Raw genomic sequence first — 16852 nt, forward strand, 5'->3', positions numbered from 1 at the left:
AACCTTGCGCGCGGCTATGCAGGTGCCCATAGCACCACAGAGCTTTTAACAGAGCGCCAACTCTGGCAAGAGTATCGCTTGTTTCCGTATACGCCTTTTAACGCCAAATTGGCATAAAATGGCAGCCAACTGAATATTTGAAGCTACCTGACGAAGAATAACAAAAAGCAAAGGGCGGCGATGGCAATTGTGAAGATTTCTTATCATCAAACTAGAGGTTGTTATGTCCAATGCAATACAGATGGGTGCTACCCAGGGGGCGGCTTACGTCATCTCCTTTGAAAATCTGCGAATGACGGATGTCGATTCCGTCGGCGGCAAAAATGCATCACTGGGTGAAATGATCAGCCAGCTGGCCGGCGCCGGAGTACGGGTGCCGGGCGGCTTTGCTACAACTGCGCAAGCGTTTCGCGATTTCCTGTCGCACAGCGCCGATGGCGGCCCGGCCCTGGCCGACCGGATTGCCGATCGTCTGGCAACCCTGAACGTTGAAGACGTACGGGCACTGGCGCAAGCCGGCGCCGAGATCCGTCAATGGATTGTGGAAACACCGTTCCAGCCGCGTCTGGAGCAGGAAATCCACGCCTTCTACAAACGCCTGGTTGAAGATTCTTCCAGCGAGATGTCGTTCGCCGTGCGTTCCTCGGCTACGGCTGAAGATTTGCCGGATGCGTCATTCGCCGGCCAACAGGAAACCTTCCTCAACGTGGTCGGCATCGACAACGTGCTGGAAGCCATGAAACACGTGTTCGCGTCGTTGTATAACGACCGCGCCATCTCTTATCGCGTGCACAAAGGCTTTACCCACGCCGAAGTGGCATTGTCGGCCGGCGTCCAGCGCATGGTCCGTTCCGATGTCGGCGCCGCCGGCGTCATGTTTACGCTGGATACCGAATCCGGCTTCCAGGATGTGGTCTTCATCACGTCCAGCTACGGCTTGGGCGAAACAGTGGTGCAGGGCGCGGTCAATCCGGACGAATTCTATGTCCACAAGCCGATGCTGGAACAAGGCAAGCTGCCTATCATCCGCCGCAATATCGGCTCCAAGCTGATCAAGATGGAATTCACCGGCGAAGCCAAGGCTGGCCGTTCGGTCAAGACTGTCGACGTCCCTATCGAGCTGCGCAACCGCTATTCGCTCAACGATACCGAAATCGTCGAGCTGGCCAAATACGCCACCATCATCGAGAAACATTACGAGCGCCCGATGGATATCGAGTGGGGCAAAGACGGCCGCGACGGTAAGTTGTACATTTTGCAAGCGCGTCCGGAAACCGTTAAATCGCAGGAAAAATCGACTGACGCTCAGCAACGTTTCAAACTCAAGGGTATCGGCAATGTGTTGACCCATGGCCGCGCCATCGGTCAGAAAATCGGCGCCGGCCGGGTCCGCGTGATTCATGACGCGTCCGAAATGGAAAGAGTGCAGCCGGGTGACGTGCTGGTGGCCGACATGACCGATCCTAACTGGGAACCGGTAATGAAGCGCGCTTCGGCGATCGTCACCAACCGTGGCGGCCGTACCTGCCACGCTGCGATCATTGCGCGCGAACTGGGCGTGCCGGCGGTAGTCGGTTGCGGTGATGCCACCGATGTGCTGAAAGACGGCACGCTGGTGACCGTATCCTGCGCCGAAGGCGACGAAGGCAAGATTTACGACGGCCTGCTGGAAACCGAAGTCACCGAAGTGGCGCGTGGCGAACTGCCTAAGCTGCCGTTGAAGATCATGATGAACGTCGGCAACCCGCAACTGGCATTCGATTTCCAGTCGATTCCAAATGGCGGTGTCGGTCTGGCGCGTCTGGAATTCATCATCAACAACAATATCGGCGTACACCCGCGCGCGATCCTGGAATATCCGAACATCGATGCCGACCTGAAGAAGGCAGTAGAGTCGGTAGCCCGTGGCCATGCGTCGCCAAAGGCATTCTACGTCGACAAGCTGGCCGAAGGGATCGCCACCATCGCCGCCGCATTCTGGCCGAAAAAAGTGATCGTGCGCTTGTCCGACTTCAAGTCGAACGAGTACAAGAAGCTGATCGGCGGTTCGCGTTATGAGCCGGATGAAGAAAACCCGATGCTGGGCTTCCGTGGCGCTGCCCGTTATCTGGCGAGCGACTTTGCCGAAGCATTCGAAATGGAATGCCAGGCGATGAAGCGCGTGCGTAACGACATGGGCTTGACCAACGTCGAGATCATGGTGCCTTTCGTGCGGACCCTGGGTCAGGCAGAGAAGGTCATCGGCCTGCTCGGCAAGAACGGCCTGGTACGCGGCGAAAACGATTTACGCGTGATCATGATGTGCGAAGTGCCATCGAACGCGATCCTGGCTGAGCAATTCCTGGAACACTTCGACGGCTTCTCGATCGGCTCCAACGATCTGACCCAGTTGACCCTCGGCCTGGACCGCGATTCCGGCATGGAGTTGCTGGCTGCCGATTTCGACGAGCGTGATCCGGCGATCCTGGCATTGCTGGAGAAGGTCATTGCGACTTGTATCGCCAAGGGCAAGTATGTCGGTATTTGCGGCCAGGGCCCGTCGGACCATCCGGATTTTGCCGAATGGCTGATGAAGCAAGGAATCGAATCGATTTCACTGAATCCTGATTCGGTGATCGATACCTGGCAGAAGCTGGCGGCTGCGCAATAATCTGGTGATTCTGCGGCACTCAAAAATCCTCCCCCGTTTGTAATCAGGGGGAGGATTTTTTATTTGAGAGGTTGGATCAACGCTATGCCTAACGTAACTGTAGCACTCGTTCGCGTGACGTTCGGACTTGCTATTGCAAGCATGACCCCGCTTGGTCACGCGCATGCCATCGCAGGTAACCGAATCTTTCCGGCTACTATGGCAGTCGACGATCCTGGCGTCGGCGACGAACTGGATTTTCAGTTCGGCCACGTCAGGATATCCAACGATGACGGCAACGCTGTCAGTGTGAATACCTGGTCGGCCAACTATTCCAAAACCATCACGCCGAACCTTGCGTTCAGCGTCGGCGACAATTACACCACCCAGCGCGTCACCGGCAATCCTGCCGTCAAGGGTTTCGATAATGCCGGACTCGGCATCAAGTATCTGGTGTACGTTAATCCCGTACACGAATTCATGTTATCGGTCGGCGTCAATGGCGCCGTCGGCGGCAGCGGCAGCAAGGCCATCGGCAGCAGCTATTCGACCTATACGCCAACGGTCTATGCAGGCAAAGGCTTTGGTGATCTGCCGGATGCGTTGGGCTGGCTCAAGCCATTCGCGATTACCGGCACAGTTGGCCAGCAATACGCAAGCGACAGCAGTGTTTCGAATACCCTGAACTGGGGTATGACGCTACAATACAGCTTGTCGTATTTGCAATCGTTCGTCAAAAACGTCGGGTTGTCGAAGCCTTTCTCAAACCTGATTCCGGTAGTGGAGCTGGCGATGAGCACCTGCACCAGCGGCAGTTGCTCGGGCCGCACCACGGGTACTATCAACCCTGGGATCATCTGGGAATCGCGTACCGCCCAGATCGGACTGGAAATGCAAATCCCCGCCAATCGCGCCAGCGGCCGCGGCATCGGGGTGTTGCTGCAAACTCACTTTTTCTTCGACGACATTTTCCCCAAGTCGATTGGGAAACCAATTTTTTAAAAGCCCATATTTTTTAAAGCCCTTATTATGCGTAAATCACTTTTTCACGGCTCTGTCATCCATGCTTTTTTGCGTTTGTCCGTCATCGCCGGCGTACTCAGCTTAGGCAGCATCGGCCAGGCATGGGCACACGCACAGCCTGAAACGCAGACTCCCGTCGCCGGTGCGGTAGTGAGTGCGCCGCAGGAAGTCCGCATCACCTACAACGAAACACTCGAACCGGCATTTAGCAGCCTGGTCGTCAGCAATGCGCAGGGCAAGCAAGTCAACGGCGCCAAAGCCGAGGTCGACACCACCACTCACAAGACCATGCGCGTAGCGCTGCCAACCCTGCCAGCTGGCGAATATCAAGTGAAATGGATCGCAGTCGCAAGCGATGGCCATCGTACTCAGGGGAGCTATAAATTCACGGTGAAGTGATGAGCCTGGCCGCCGGCTGGATGCAACCGCTATTTGCGGGATTGCTGAATATGGCGCTGGCAGCGGCCGTCGGCGTCGCCGTGCTGCAAGGGGGAGTGTCGTCGGCAGCTGCCTCGGTGCGACTCGCCGGCATTGCCCGGATGGCTTGCGTGTTTCTCGGCGTCGGACTCGCGGCCTACTTGTGCGCCGGCGCCGTTGCCATGACCGAAGCCAGTATCGTCGAGCTGCCTGCGGCTCTCTGGTTGGTACTTACGCAGTCACATTTTGGCGGCATGGTCTGGGTCGCGTTGATTGCGTGGATCATGTTGATGGTGTCCACGGCCAGCTTTGCATCGCCAGTTAGAAGCGCCCTGTTCGTGACTGGCCTGGTTGGATTCGCGCTGGCACGGGCAGCAACCGGGCACGCGGCAGATCAGGGCTTCGCCAGCTTTTCCGTATTGATACACACTGCACATGTGCTGGCAGCCACAGCCTGGGCTGGCTCAGTCGGAATCTGCGTGCTGCTGACATCTGACTGGTCCACCTGGCCGTTGCAGCAGCGCAGCGCATTGGCACATCGCGTATCGAAAATCGCTACGCTGGCGCTGCTGTTGGTGGTCGGTAGCGGTATGTTTAATGTGGCACGAACGCTTGGGCATGCCAGCAATCCCTGGGCTTCAGCCTATGCCTGGATATTGCTGGCGAAACTTTGTGCAGTTGGCATTGCTGCCGGGCTAGGGGCACGAAATCGCTGGCATTGGTTAGCACGGCTGGATCATGATCAGGCGGCCGGCGCCAACGGGTTCAGGCTGGTGTTGCTGGTTGAAGCTGTGGTGCTGTTGGTTGTGCTGGCATTAGCCGCCAAGTTGGGGACTACCATGCCGGCGTAGGATGGAATACATTTCAATTCAACAAAGCGAGACTGGCGATGGCTAAACGGCTGACGATAGAAGGACGAGTGCAGGGTGTCGGTTATCGCGCTGCCTTTGCCGACAAGGCGGTTGCCCTGGGCCTGTCGGGCTGGGTGCGCAATCTCCGGGATGGCTCAGTGGAAGCCTGCGTTCATGGCGAAGTGGCGGCGGTTGAGGCCATCATCCTTTGGGCACGGCAGGGGCCAGCCGCGGCCCGGGTACTTGATGTGACCATCGAAGACGTGGTAGAGCCGGCTCCTTCGGATGGGGCATTCAAGATTCGCTGACGCGGTGAATCATTCAAATCAAGAACCGGGCCGCACGATCAGGCAGGCTGAGTCATTAGCCCAAGTATGGCTACGTTGTTGCTTTTCAATGAGCAGTGGGAACGATCGCGATTCTTACGCCGAGTGAGTTGATCAGTTTCGCGATGGTTTCAAAACGCGGCTTTGCACCCGGTGCGAGTGCCTTATACAAGCTCTCGCGGCCAAGTTTGGCATCCTTCGCAATTTGCGCTATCCCGCGTGCTTTCGCCACGTCACTTAGCGCAGCAATGAACACATCAGGATTGGCGTCCGCCAGTGCTTCTGTAAGATAGGCTGCGATGATCTCATCGCTGTCCAGAAATTCAGCCGCGTCAAATGGCGAAAATGTTTGTTTCATGTTTCACTCCTTTAGTGATTTCGCCATTTGCCTGGCAAGCTTGATGTCCTTTTTCTGCGAGGATTTATCGCCGCCCACCAGCAGTAATATCAACGTTTTGCCGCGCCTGGTGAAATAGATGCGGTAACCTGGGCCGCAGTGAATGCGTAGTTCGCTAACGCCTTCGCCGACCGGTTCAACATCTCCAAGATTGCCGAGGCCGGCTGATCTGATGCGAGTCAGGATTTTAGCTTTACCTTGAACATCACGTAAATCAAGAAGCCAGTCTTTGAAGACGTTCGAGAGCGAAATCTCAAGCATGTCATGATTGTATCCAATCGGATACTTAAGTCAAGGATATTTCACTTTCTCGTGATCTTTGATGGTTGTCAAATTATTACTTTTCCTTGACTCTATTTTGAGGTGATACTTAAAAAATCATTCAGTGCACCGGTCACGCGCTCAATCACCCCCTGCCAGTCCCCGGTCTGGTACTGCCTGAACAATCGCGCGCTCGGATACCAGGGACTGTCTTGGCGATCCAGCAACCAGCGCCAGTCAGGCGCCCACGGCAGCAGAATCCAGACTGGCGTGCCCAGAGCGCCGCTCAGATGGGCGACGGAGGTATCCACGCTGATCACCAGATCCAGGCTGGCGATGATGGCTGCCGTGTCGTCGAAATCTGCAATGTCATTTGCCACTTGCCTGAGCTTTGATGCTTGCAGCAAATATGCCTGATCCGTCTCCCTGATATCCTTTTGCACCAGAAAAAATTCCGCGCCGTCCAATTGCAGTAACGGTGCAAATTCCTGCAGCGGCATGGAGCGCCGGTGATCGTTGGTATTGCCCGCATTGCCGGAACACGCAAGGCCGATTTTCAGTTTTCCGCTGGCGAAATTCTGGCGGCTTTTCCAATTTTCCTTTTTCTTGCTATCGGCCTTGAAATAAAAGGGCGAGGCCGGAATGGTTGCCAAGTCGGTTTTGAATACCAGCGGCAGGCTCATCAACGGCGTTTGATAATCGACCAGTGGAATTTTTTCACCGATGGCGATGACCTTGAAATCCCCCATGGTCCGGGCGATTGTTTTCAGCGCGGGATCGACTTCCAGCACCACCTCAGCCCCTGACGCCGCGACCAGTGCGGCATAGCGGCAAAACTGGATAGTATCGCCCAGGCCCTGTTCCGACCAGAGCAAAATCCGCTTGCCGCTGATAGTTTGCTCGCCCAGCCACAATGGGATGTCGGTATGGCGCGGAAAGTCGGCATTACCTTTCTTCCACCGGTACTCGTAACTTTGCCAACCCGCTTCAAATTGCCCCAGCACCAGTTGCGACAGCGATTGATTCGAGAACACATCCGCGTAATCGGCGCGCAGGTCGAGAGCCCGCCGATAGCTGCCGAGTGCTTGCTCATGGCGTTTCATGCGGCTCAGGGTCAGACCGTGATCGCCCCAGGCTTCGGCATTGCCAGGAGCCAGCGCCAGCCCCATTTCATTGTCGATCAGAGATTCGGCATAGCGTTCCAGCTTATGCAGGATGACGGCGCGGTCCAGCAGGTAGGTGGCGGTTTTTGGCGCTATCGCCAAGGCGCGGTCAATGCTGGTGAGCGCATCCGCATAGCGTTTCAGCTTATCCAGCGCCAGGCTCTTTTTATACCAGCTGTCGGCCGCTGCCGGCTGCAGCGATAGCGCCTTGTCAAAGCAAGCCACGGCCTCTTCAAAATGCCCCAGCTGGTACAAAATGCTGCCTTTGTGCGACCAGCCATCTGCGTACCCGGGCCATTCGGCCAGTGCCTGTTCGATGCAATCCAGCGCTTCCCGGTGGCGCTGCAAATTGATCAGGGCGGCAGTCTTGGCCAGCAGGATCTCCGGTTTGATATAACCCAGGGCAATAATTTTTTCATAGGCACGCAAAGCGGCCTCGAACTGACCCGATTCAAACTGTACCCGCGCAAGTTTGTAATGCAGCGATACGTTCTTGCCATCCAGCGCCAGGGCTTGCCGGAACAGCTGCGCAGCTTCGTCCCTTTGCCCGGTGGCGGCGCAGATTACGCCGAGAATATGCAAGGCATCGAAATTGTTCGGCTGGCTCTTCAAAATATCCTTGAGCGACCGTTCGGCGTGGCCGACATTTCCCTCTTGGAAATTCTTGTATGCTTGTTGGATAAGATTGATCGTGTTCATGGTTGTCTGGCTGGAAGGGGTGCAATAGCCCGCAGCCTATGGAGAAGTGGGGAGGATAGCACTGGATTGAATCGGTTTCAGCAGTTGGCGCTTTGAACGCGAGTTAAATGAGAAGCAAGTTATTGCAACATCAGTTGTCAAATAGATTACACTAGGTGCTCTACATAACGGAGAATGGCATATGGCCGGATGGGTGATGTGGATGTTGGCAGCTGGCGTACTGGTGATGGCAGAGCTATTCACTACTACCTTGTACTTGTTGATGGTGGCGATTGGCCTCGCCGTCGGCAGTGTCGTCGCGCTGCTGGGCTTTGGCGTGGAATGGCAATTGCTGGCTGCTGCCGTGGTAGCTTTGGCCGCCACCTATGTGTTGCGACGGAGTAAGTTCGGCCGCCGCACGAGAGTCAAGGCTGAGCGCGATCCCAATGTCAATCTGGATATCGGCCAGTCGATCACGGTCGAACAGTGGCAGCACGATGCCGGTACCAATGGTGCGGGGGCATATACAGCGCGCGTCAAGTATCGCGGCGCGATGTGGGATGTCGAGCTGGCGCCGGCGGCAAATGCCGATGCCGGTCTGTTTTTTATTCACGAAATACGCGGCAGCCGGCTGATTGTAGGTAACAGCCCGGATCAGCACTAGCACGTATCCTGTCTTTCGCTCTGCAGTAGTGTGGCGATCGATCCTGCTTCGACTCTATTATCAATTCATAAGGAAAAAAATCATGTTTGGAAGCGTCTCGTTAATTTTGCTGGTGATTGTTGTCATATTTATAGCCAAGACGATCAAAGTGGTGCCGCAGCAGCATGCGTGGGTAGTCGAACGTCTCGGTAAATATCATGCAACCTTGGGGCCGGGGCTGAGCATTGTGGTGCCGTTCATCGATCGCGTCGCCTACAAGCACATCTTGAAAGAAATCCCGCTGGATGTGCCGCCGCAGGTTTGTATCACCCGCGATAACACGCAGTTGCAGGTGGACGGCATCTTGTATTTCCAGATTACCGATCCGATGCGCGCTTCCTACGGTTCCTCCAACTATATTGCCGCTATCACGCAGCTGGCGCAAACCACCTTGCGTTCCGTGATCGGCAAAATGGAACTCGACAAGACATTTGAAGAGCGCGATCACATCAACACCACGATCGTCAACGCGATTGATGAATCAGCCGCGAATTGGGGCGTAAAGGTGCTGCGTTATGAAATCAAGGATCTGACGCCGCCTAAGGAAATCTTGCATGCGATGCAGGCGCAGATTACCGCCGAGCGTGAGAAGCGGGCGCTGATTGCTGCATCCGAAGGCCGCAAGCAGGAACAGATCAATATTGCGACCGGTGAGCGTGAAGCGTCGATTGCCAAATCGGAAGGTGAGAAGCAGGCTTCCATCAACCGCGCCCAAGGCCAGGCTGCAGCGATCCTGTCGATTGCCGAAGCCAGCGCCGAAGCGATCCGCAAGACTGCGGCTGCGATCCAGTCGCCAGGTGGCTCGGACGCTGTCAATCTGAAAGTGGCGGAGCAGTATGTGGCTGCTTTCGGCCAACTGGCGAAGACGAATAATTCGATTATCGTCCCGGCCAATATGGGCGATATCAGCGGCTTGATTGCCACTGCCTTGCAGGTGGTCAAGTCCCAGACCAAATCGTAATACTGGTACAAAAAAAACGCGGCCCCGGCGAAATTCACATTTCGCCGGGGCCGTTTTCTATTGTGTCTGACTTAACGGATTAGCGCCGATGCTGCTTCATCGCAGCCTGCACTTCACGTTCACCGTCGCGCTGACGCTCGGTATCGCGCTTGTCATGCTGCTTTTTACCCTTCGCCAGGCCGATTTCGCATTTGATGCGCCCGCGCAGATAGTGCAGGTTGATCGGCACCAGCGTGTAGCCGGAGCGCTCGACCTTCATGATCAGCTTCTTGATTTCCTCCGCGTGCAGCAGCAGCTTGCGGGTGCGCACTGCCTCCGGATGGACGTGGCTGGATGCGCTGAGGAGGGCGCTGATATGGGCGCCAAACAGGTAGATTTCGCCATTGCGGACAATGACATAGGATTCTTTCAGATTGGCGCGGCCGGCGCGGATGGACTTCACTTCCCAGCCGTGCAACTCCATGCCTGCCTCGAAACGCTCTTCGATGAAGTAGTCGTGGAAGACTTTTTTGTTGTCAATAATGCTCATGTATAAGGAAAATCGCGCAGGTCGGTTAAAATTTCAAGTTGTGATTCTATCAAACGGTTGATACTCAATGGCAGTAGTGCATAAAACGGTACTTTTGGGATATAGCGCTGAACAGATGTTTGCGCTGGTCGATCGGGTCGAAGACTACCCGCAATTCCTGCCGTGGTGCGGCGGGGTGGACGTACGTGAACGGGCTGCCGGCAAGCTGGTAGCGACGCTGAACATACATTACCACGGTATCAAGCAATCGTTTACTACTGAAAACAGCAACGCGCCGCCCAGCGCGATGCAGATGCGCCTGGTCGAAGGGCCGTTCAAGCATCTCGACGGCAACTGGAGTTTCAAGGCGCTGCGGGCCGATGCCTGCAAGATCGAATTCGATTTGCATTACGAATTCTCCAGCAAGATCCTGGAAAAACTGATCGGACCGGTATTCAGCATGATCGCCAACAGTTTCGTCGATTCCTTCTGCAAGCGCGCCGACGCGGTATATGGCCATCATGACTGACAAGGCCGCCCCCGAAACACTGATACGTATCCAGGTCTGTTACGCCAGCCCCGGTGTGCAGGCTCTGAAGCAGTTGTCGGTACCGGCTGGGACGCTGCTGCATGACGGCATCAAACGCAGCGGCTTGCTGGAGGAGATACGTGAAATCGACCTCAGCTGCTGGCGGGTCGGCATCTATGGCAAGCTGAAGACGCTGGATACCGTATTGCGCGATCAGGACCGGATTGAAATCTATCGTCCGTTGATTGCCGATCCGATGGAGTCGCGCCGCAAGCGCGCTGATAAAAAAGCCCGCTGAGTGGCGCGGGCCTGTTCTCCGGTTATCGCGGTCCGCGTGGGCATTCGTGCCCGCCCTACGGCGGCGATTTCACGTCATATTCCATTGACAATCGTTCAGCGCCTCTTGAAAAAATGCCGCTGAACGACGGGTACGTAAATACCCGTAGGGTGGGCACGAATGCCCACGCGGAATTCTCTCCATGCACATACCTGTTTCGGTGCTACGCAAGCCCACCCTGCGGCGGCGGTGGCAGGTTTACTTCACTTCTTATTTCATTGGCAGTCGTTCAGAGCCTCTTGGTTCTGCGCGTTTTGCTGCGCTCGCTGCTGATCGGTCATATATGAGCGATCGCCGTTGGCATCGGTCTGGGCAATCCGTGCACCGGAATCCAGGGCGCGCTGGTTAGCGCGGGCGCGGGCGCAATTTTCTGCCTTGTTAGAGGCCAGTTTGGCGTCCTGCTCGGCTTTCTTGCTCTTCTCTGCCAGATCAGCTTTGCGTTTTTGGAATGCGGCATTCTGCTCGGCGACGGTCGGCGCTGCTTTTGTATCCGGTTTGCTGTCGCCGGTAGCGTCCGCAGTCGCTGCGTTAGCTGCCGCATCTTCCGAGCCGACATAACCGGCATTGCGCGGCAGGGTCTGACCCGGTGCTTTCAGGATGCGCTTGTTCGGGACAGAAGGCGGCGGCGGCTGGTCTGAATATTGTTTGACGCCTTTATCATCCAGCCACACGAATTGCGCCAGGGCGGAAGTCGCCAGGCTGAGCAAGACCAGTGCCGCAGTGGCGGAGAAAACCTGTTTCAGGCGAGGTGCATTCATTGCTTGTCCTTGGTGGCGCATTGGAAGTGGAAAAAGTCAAAGGTGGAAAGGTAGAACTAAAAACAGTGCGCAGATTTCGCCATGTTTTACCAGCCATGTCAATTGATGGATAGTGCTTTGTGGAAATATTTTACTTGTTGCGGCTAAAATCGCGCGGCGTTAGGCGACTTGCCTGGATTTCTGTATAATTCGCTTTTGCGCCTATAGGAAAAACTATGCGTCTACTTCAAAAAGCACTCACGTTCGATGACGTGCTGTTAGTCCCCGCTTATTCGGACGTCCTCCCCAAAGACACTACTCTCAAGACACGCCTGAGCCGTAATATCGACCTCAACATTCCGTTGTTGTCGGCGGCAATGGACACCGTGACTGAAGCCCGGCTGGCGATCGCCATGGCGCAAGAGGGCGGCATCGGCATTATTCACAAGAACCTGACCGCGCAAGAACAAGCGCGCGAAGTGTCCAAGGTCAAGCGTTTTGAATCCGGCGTGGTGCGTGATCCGATCACGATTCCGCCGAACATGCGCATCCGTGAAGTGATGGCATTGTCAGAACTGCATGGTATCAGCGGTTTCCCGGTGGTCGACGGCAACCGCTTGGTCGGCATCATCACCAACCGCGATCTGCGTTTTGAAGAAGAGTTGGATGCGGAAGTCAGCGCCAAGATGACCCCGCGCGAAAAGCTGGTGTACGTCAAGGACGGCGCCGATCTGTCGGAAGCCAAGCGCTTGATGAACAAGCACCGCCTGGAGCGCGTGATGGTGGTCAACGACGCCTTCGAGCTGCGCGGCCTGATCACGGTCAAGGATATCCAGAAGTCCACCTCGCACCCGCTGGCATCCAAGGATAGCCAGGGCAAGCTGCGGGTTGGTGCAGCAGTCGGCGTCGGCGCCGATAACGAAGAACGGATCGAGTTGCTGGTGAAAGCCGGCGTCGACGTCATCGTGGTCGATACCGCGCACGGTCACTCCAAAGGCGTGCTGGATCGCGTCAAGTGGGTCAAGCAGAATTTCCCGCAGGTTGAAGTCATCGGCGGCAATATCGCTACCGCTGCCGCCGCCAAGGCGCTGGCTGATCATGGCGCTGACGGCGTCAAGGTCGGCATCGGCCCAGGCTCGATCTGTACTACACGGATCGTGGCTGGTGTCGGCGTGCCGCAGATTTCCGCCATCTCCAACGTCGCGCAAGCACTCAAGGGCACAGGCATTCCATGTATCGCCGACGGCGGCATCCGTTTTTCGGGTGACATCGCCAAGGCACTCGCAGCTGGCGCCTCCACCGTGATGATGGGCAGCATGTTCGCCGGTACTGAAGAAGCGCCGGGCGAAGTGATCCTGTTCCAGGGCCGCAGCTACAAATCGTATCGCGGCATGGGTAGCCTGGGTGCGATGTCGGACGGTTCTGCCGACCGCTACTTCCAGGATTCCGCCAACAAGGCTGACAAGTTCGTACCGGAAGGCATTGAGGGCCGGGTGCCTTACAAGGGCAGCGTGTTGACCATCTTGTACCAGCTGGTCGGCGGCGTACGTTCCTCCATGGGCTATTGCGGTTGTGCGACGATCGACGAGCTGCGCGAAAAAGCCGAGTTTGTCGAAATCACTTCAGCCGGCATGCGCGAGTCGCATGTCCATGATGTGCAGATTACCAAGGAAGCGCCAAACTATCGTACCGATTGATTTGGTGCAGTGTTTCGCAAATGGTGAAACCATATAAGCGGCACCTTTTAGTGTCAGGCGTTGTTGCAAATCCTCGCGATAGTTCCACTATCGCTCCGGTTTACGCCTAGCCTGACACTAAAATGCACCACTTCTATGGCTCCTCCATTCACGAAGCACTACACACGGTCTTGACTCTGTCTCATGAACGCGCCACCTGCGGCATAGTCGCAGGTGGCGCGTGCAGTTTAAAAATTCTCATTTTTTGCTAAATCAGCTACCAGGCCTCCACCATGCACTCAAAAATCCTCATCCTCGATTTCGGCTCCCAGGTAACCCAACTGATCGCACGGCGCGTGCGCGAAGCTGGCGTGTTTTCTGAGGTTTATCCTTACGACGTGTCCGACGAGTTCATCCGTAACTATGGTGCTGCCGGCGTGATCTTGTCGGGCGGCCCGAATAGCGTCACCGACGGCGATACCCCACGTGCACCGCAAGCAGTATTCGAGCTTGGCGTGCCGGTGTTCGGCATCTGCTACGGCATGCAAACCATGGCCGAGCAACTGGGCGGCAAGGTCGAGATGGGCAAGGTCCGTGAATTCGGGTACGCCGAAGTCCGTGCGCGGGGTCATACAGCGCTGCTGAAAGATATCAGCGATTTCGTCACACCCGATTCGCACGCCATGCTGAAAGTCTGGATGAGTCACGGCGACAAGGTCAATGAAATGCCGCCAGGCTTCAAGCTGATGGCATCGACCCCGAACTGCCCGGTCGCCGGCATGGCCGACGAAGAGCGTAAATTCTATGCGGTGCAGTTCCATCCGGAAGTCACCCACACCGTGCAAGGCGAAGCGATCCTGACGCGCTTTGTCATCGATATCTGCGGCTGCACACCAGACTGGAACATGCCGGACTACATCGCCGAGGCGGTTGAGTCGATCCGCAAGCAAGTCGGTAGCGACGAAGTAATCCTGGGTTTGTCCGGCGGCGTTGACAGCAGTGTCGCCGCAGCCCTGATCCATCGCGCCATCGGCGATCAGCTGACTTGCGTATTCGTCGACCACGGCCTGTTGCGCCTCGACGAAGGCAAGATGGTCATGGAGATGTTTGCCAAGAATCTCGGCGTCAAGGTGATTCATGTCGACGCCACGGCACAATTCATGGGCCACCTGACCGGCGTCACCGATCCGGAAGCGAAACGCAAGATCATCGGCCGTGAATTCGTTGAAGTGTTCCAGGCCGAATCGGCCAAGCTGAAGAATGCAAAATGGCTGGCGCAAGGGACGATTTATCCAGACGTGATCGAAAGCGCCGGCAAAGGCAAGAACGCCGCGCACACCATCAAGAGCCACCACAATGTCGGCGGCCTGCCGGAAACCCTGAACCTGCAATTGCTGGAACCGCTGCGCGAATTGTTCAAGGATGAAGTGCGCAAGCTGGGCGTCGCACTCGGTTTGCCGCATGCGATGGTGTATCGCCATCCGTTCCCTGGTCCGGGTTTGGGTGTGCGGATCCTGGGGGAAGTCAAAAAGGAATTCGCCGACCTGCTGCGCCGCGCTGATGCCATCTTCATCGAAGAGCTGCGCAATACCAAGGACGACGAGGACGAGTCCTGGTACGACAAGACCAGCCAGGCGTTTGCGGTGTTCTTGCCGGTCAAATCGGTTGGTGTGATGGGCGATGGCCGTACTTATGAATACGTGGTTGCCCTGCGTGCAGTGCAAACGCAGGATTTCATGACCGCGCATTGGGCGCATTTGCCGCATGAGTTGCTGGGGCGGGTGTCTAACCGCATCATCAATGAGGTGCGTGGCATCAATCGTGTGGTGTACGATATTTCCGGTAAGCCGCCGGCGACGATTGAGTGGGAATGATTTGATGTCTGGCAACTGCTGGCACTCATAGGTAGTAAACTACACATAAGCCCGTGATTTAGCGGGCTTTTTTGTTGTTTTGTTTGGCATTGACTGGCACGAGTTGGCAACGGCAAGCAACATTTTTTCATGGCATTCTTGATGGTATGATAGCGAAGCGATGCCATGATCGGCACTCGATACCATGCCATGTGTCTCATGTGGCGCATGGTATCAAAATTCAATAAACTGTTTGTAATCAGTAAGTTGCATTGTTTTGTCGTGCGATTTTCGATCATGGTATTTCTTGCCTAAGAGGAAGGAAGCCATGCTCACTGATACCAAGTTGCGCAACCTGAAGCCGACAGAGAAACTTTACAAAGTGAACGACCGCGACGGCCTTTATGTAGCCGTCACCACCGGCGGGTCGATCTCCTTTCGCTACAACTACTCGATCAACGGCAGGCAGGAAACCATCACCTTCGGGCGCTATGGCGTAGGCGGTATTACCTTGGCGGAAGCCCGCGAGCAGCTGGGCGAAGCCAAGAAGATGATCGCCGGCGGGAAGTCGCCGGCGAAAGAGAAGGCGCGGGACAAGGCGCGCACCAAGGACGCCGAGACGTTTGGAGCCTGGGCGGAAAAATGGCTGCGTGGCTACCAGATGGCCGACTCCACCCGCGACATGCGCCGGTCGATTTTCGAGCGCGAGTTGAAGCCGAAATTTGGCAATCAAAAGTTGATCGAAATCACCCACGAAGACTTGCGAGCATTGACCGATGCCATTGTGGAACGGGGCGCTCCGGCGACAGCAGTACATGCTCGTGAAGTGGTGTTGCAGGTCTATCGCTGGGCCATCGAACGGGGCCAAAAGGTCGAGAATCCGGCCGAGCTTGTGCGCCCGACGACCATAGCCAAATTCGAGCCGCGTGACCGTGCGCTGACGCCTGATGAAATCGGGCTGATGTACCAGTACATCGAGCGCATTGGCACCACGCCATCGATCCGTGCGGCGGCGAAGTTGCTGCTGTTGACGATGGTCCGCAAAAGCGAGCTGACAAATGCGACGTGGAGCGAGATCAATTTTAGCGAGGCGCTGTGGACGATCCCAAAGGAGCGGATGAAGCGGCGTAACCCACACCTGGTATTCCTGTCGCGCCAGGCGCTGGACATCTTCATTGCGTTGAAGACTTTTGCCGGCGGTTCGGAGTATGTGCTGCCGTCTCGGTACGATTCTGATACGCCAATGAGCAGCGCGACACTCAACCAGGTGCTGACGCTGACGTACAGGCTGGCGCAGAAGGAAGGAAAACCACTCGCCAAGTTTGGGCCGCACGATTTGCGGCGAACGGCCAGCACGCTACTGCATGAGGCCGGCTATAACACCGACTGGATTGAGAAGTGCCTTGCGCACGAGCAGCGGGGAGTGCGGGCGGTTTACAACAAGGCCGAGTACCGGGAGCAGCGCACAGCCATGCTTCAGGATTGGGCCGACATGATTGACGAATGGGCGATCAAGCGGCCACGGCCGGCGGAGTGAACCCTGGACGTATTGGCTGGGCGCTTGATGACTTTCTCGACTCGATCCATTCCTCGATTTCGGCCAAATCCCAGGCTACGTTCCGGCTGGTGAGCACGATACGACGCGGGAAGTCGCCACGCTGTTCCATGTTGAAAATGGTTCGCTCCGAAAGCGGAATCATCGCCAGCAGCTTTTTTCGATTGATCAATGTCTTTTCTTTCCGCATTTCGTCTCATCCTTCCTGTTGATGCCAGAGGATGCCAAGGGATGCGGCATGCTTAAAC

Annotated in this window: 18 protein-coding genes; 12 read left to right on the top strand and 6 right to left on the bottom strand. The window is 56.2% G+C overall.

The annotated features are described in order from the left end of the window. Positions 1-292 precede the first annotated feature (292 nt). From ppsA to KHU29_RS17390, 5 genes are all read left to right on the top strand, one after another. Positions 293-2650 carry a phosphoenolpyruvate synthase gene (ppsA, locus tag KHU29_RS17370; protein ID WP_246542196.1) on the top strand — a complete coding sequence of 786 codons (2358 nt, stop codon included), beginning with the start codon at positions 293-295 and terminating at the stop codon, positions 2648-2650. An 84-nt stretch (positions 2651-2734) separates the two neighbouring features. Next, positions 2735-3631 (top strand): hypothetical protein, encoded by an 897-nt coding sequence (locus KHU29_RS17375; RefSeq protein ID WP_246542190.1) that lies wholly within the window; start codon positions 2735-2737, stop codon positions 3629-3631. 27 nt (positions 3632-3658) lie between these two features. Beyond that, complete coding sequence (copC, locus tag KHU29_RS17380; protein WP_211454184.1) at positions 3659-4051, top strand: copper homeostasis periplasmic binding protein CopC; 393 nt, start codon at positions 3659-3661, stop codon at positions 4049-4051. Further along, the gene (locus tag KHU29_RS17385; protein WP_211454186.1) at positions 4051-4920 is read left to right on the top strand and encodes a copper resistance D family protein; all 870 of its coding nucleotides are present in this window, start codon (positions 4051-4053) and stop codon (positions 4918-4920) included. Before copC ends, KHU29_RS17385 begins: the two co-directional genes overlap by 1 nt. A gap of 38 nt (positions 4921-4958) precedes the next feature. Further along, complete coding sequence (locus tag KHU29_RS17390) at positions 4959-5228, top strand: acylphosphatase (RefSeq protein WP_211454188.1); 270 nt, start codon at positions 4959-4961, stop codon at positions 5226-5228. Positions 5229-5313: 85 nt separating this feature from the next. Here the strand turns inward: KHU29_RS17390 and KHU29_RS17395 are convergent, their stop codons facing one another. The 3 genes from KHU29_RS17395 to KHU29_RS17405 form a co-directional block, all read right to left on the bottom strand. After that, on the bottom strand, positions 5314-5604 hold the full coding sequence (locus tag KHU29_RS17395; RefSeq protein WP_211454189.1) for an addiction module antidote protein: 291 nt from the start codon (positions 5602-5604) through the stop codon (positions 5314-5316). Between the two features lie 3 nt (positions 5605-5607). Further along, positions 5608-5904, bottom strand: coding sequence for a type II toxin-antitoxin system RelE/ParE family toxin (locus KHU29_RS17400; protein ID WP_211454191.1), 297 nt, complete (start codon positions 5902-5904; stop codon positions 5608-5610). A 92-nt stretch (positions 5905-5996) separates the two neighbouring features. Further along, positions 5997-7766 (bottom strand): tetratricopeptide repeat protein, encoded by a 1770-nt coding sequence (locus KHU29_RS17405; RefSeq protein WP_211454193.1) that lies wholly within the window; start codon positions 7764-7766, stop codon positions 5997-5999. 181 nt (positions 7767-7947) lie between these two features. Here KHU29_RS17405 and KHU29_RS17410 point away from each other — a divergent pair, with 181 nt between their 5' ends. Together KHU29_RS17410 and KHU29_RS17415 are read left to right on the top strand one after the other, a co-directional pair. After that, a complete protein-coding gene (locus KHU29_RS17410; protein WP_211454195.1) occupies positions 7948-8409 on the top strand; it encodes an NfeD family protein in 462 nt (153 codons plus the stop codon). 82 nt (positions 8410-8491) lie between these two features. Continuing rightward, the gene (locus KHU29_RS17415; RefSeq protein WP_092416891.1) at positions 8492-9409 is read left to right on the top strand and encodes an SPFH domain-containing protein; all 918 of its coding nucleotides are present in this window, start codon (positions 8492-8494) and stop codon (positions 9407-9409) included. Between the two features lie 79 nt (positions 9410-9488). On the opposite strand, the gene smpB is transcribed toward KHU29_RS17415, so the two are convergent. After that, complete coding sequence (gene smpB / locus KHU29_RS17420; protein WP_211454197.1) at positions 9489-9938, bottom strand: SsrA-binding protein SmpB; 450 nt, start codon at positions 9936-9938, stop codon at positions 9489-9491. Positions 9939-10005: 67 nt separating this feature from the next. Between smpB and KHU29_RS17425 the strand changes: the two genes are divergently transcribed. Then, entirely contained in the window at positions 10006-10446 is a 441-nt protein-coding gene (locus tag KHU29_RS17425) for a type II toxin-antitoxin system RatA family toxin (RefSeq protein WP_211454199.1), read from the top strand. Continuing rightward, positions 10430-10744: an RnfH family protein gene (locus KHU29_RS17430; protein ID WP_246542192.1), complete on the top strand. Its 315-nt coding sequence runs from the start codon at positions 10430-10432 to the stop codon at positions 10742-10744. The genes KHU29_RS17425 and KHU29_RS17430 overlap by 17 nt, the downstream gene beginning before the upstream one ends. A gap of 254 nt (positions 10745-10998) precedes the next feature. Here the strand turns inward: KHU29_RS17430 and KHU29_RS17435 are convergent, their stop codons facing one another. After that, the gene (locus KHU29_RS17435; protein WP_246542194.1) at positions 10999-11541 is read right to left on the bottom strand and encodes a DUF4124 domain-containing protein; all 543 of its coding nucleotides are present in this window, start codon (positions 11539-11541) and stop codon (positions 10999-11001) included. A gap of 215 nt (positions 11542-11756) precedes the next feature. Here KHU29_RS17435 and guaB point away from each other — a divergent pair, with 215 nt between their 5' ends. The 3 genes from guaB to KHU29_RS17450 all read left to right on the top strand — a co-directional run bounded on the left by guaB (position 11757) and on the right by KHU29_RS17450 (position 16586). Beyond that, positions 11757-13217 carry an IMP dehydrogenase gene (gene guaB, locus KHU29_RS17440; RefSeq protein ID WP_211454202.1) on the top strand — a complete coding sequence of 487 codons (1461 nt, stop codon included), beginning with the start codon at positions 11757-11759 and terminating at the stop codon, positions 13215-13217. A 272-nt stretch (positions 13218-13489) separates the two neighbouring features. Then, positions 13490-15070 (top strand): glutamine-hydrolyzing GMP synthase, encoded by a 1581-nt coding sequence (gene guaA / locus KHU29_RS17445; RefSeq protein ID WP_211454203.1) that lies wholly within the window; start codon positions 13490-13492, stop codon positions 15068-15070. A gap of 307 nt (positions 15071-15377) precedes the next feature. Next, positions 15378-16586 (top strand): tyrosine-type recombinase/integrase, encoded by a 1209-nt coding sequence (locus KHU29_RS17450; protein WP_211454204.1) that lies wholly within the window; start codon positions 15378-15380, stop codon positions 16584-16586. Here KHU29_RS17450 and KHU29_RS17455 read toward each other — a convergent pair. After that, complete coding sequence (locus KHU29_RS17455; protein ID WP_211454205.1) at positions 16561-16794, bottom strand: helix-turn-helix transcriptional regulator; 234 nt, start codon at positions 16792-16794, stop codon at positions 16561-16563. The two genes, KHU29_RS17450 and KHU29_RS17455, sit on opposite strands and share 26 nt — an antisense overlap. Positions 16795-16852 lie beyond the last annotated feature (58 nt).

Origin of the sequence: Collimonas antrihumi (assembly GCF_018304965.1) — a bacterium.
Classification (GTDB): domain Bacteria; phylum Pseudomonadota; class Gammaproteobacteria; order Burkholderiales; family Burkholderiaceae_D; genus Collimonas; species Collimonas antrihumi.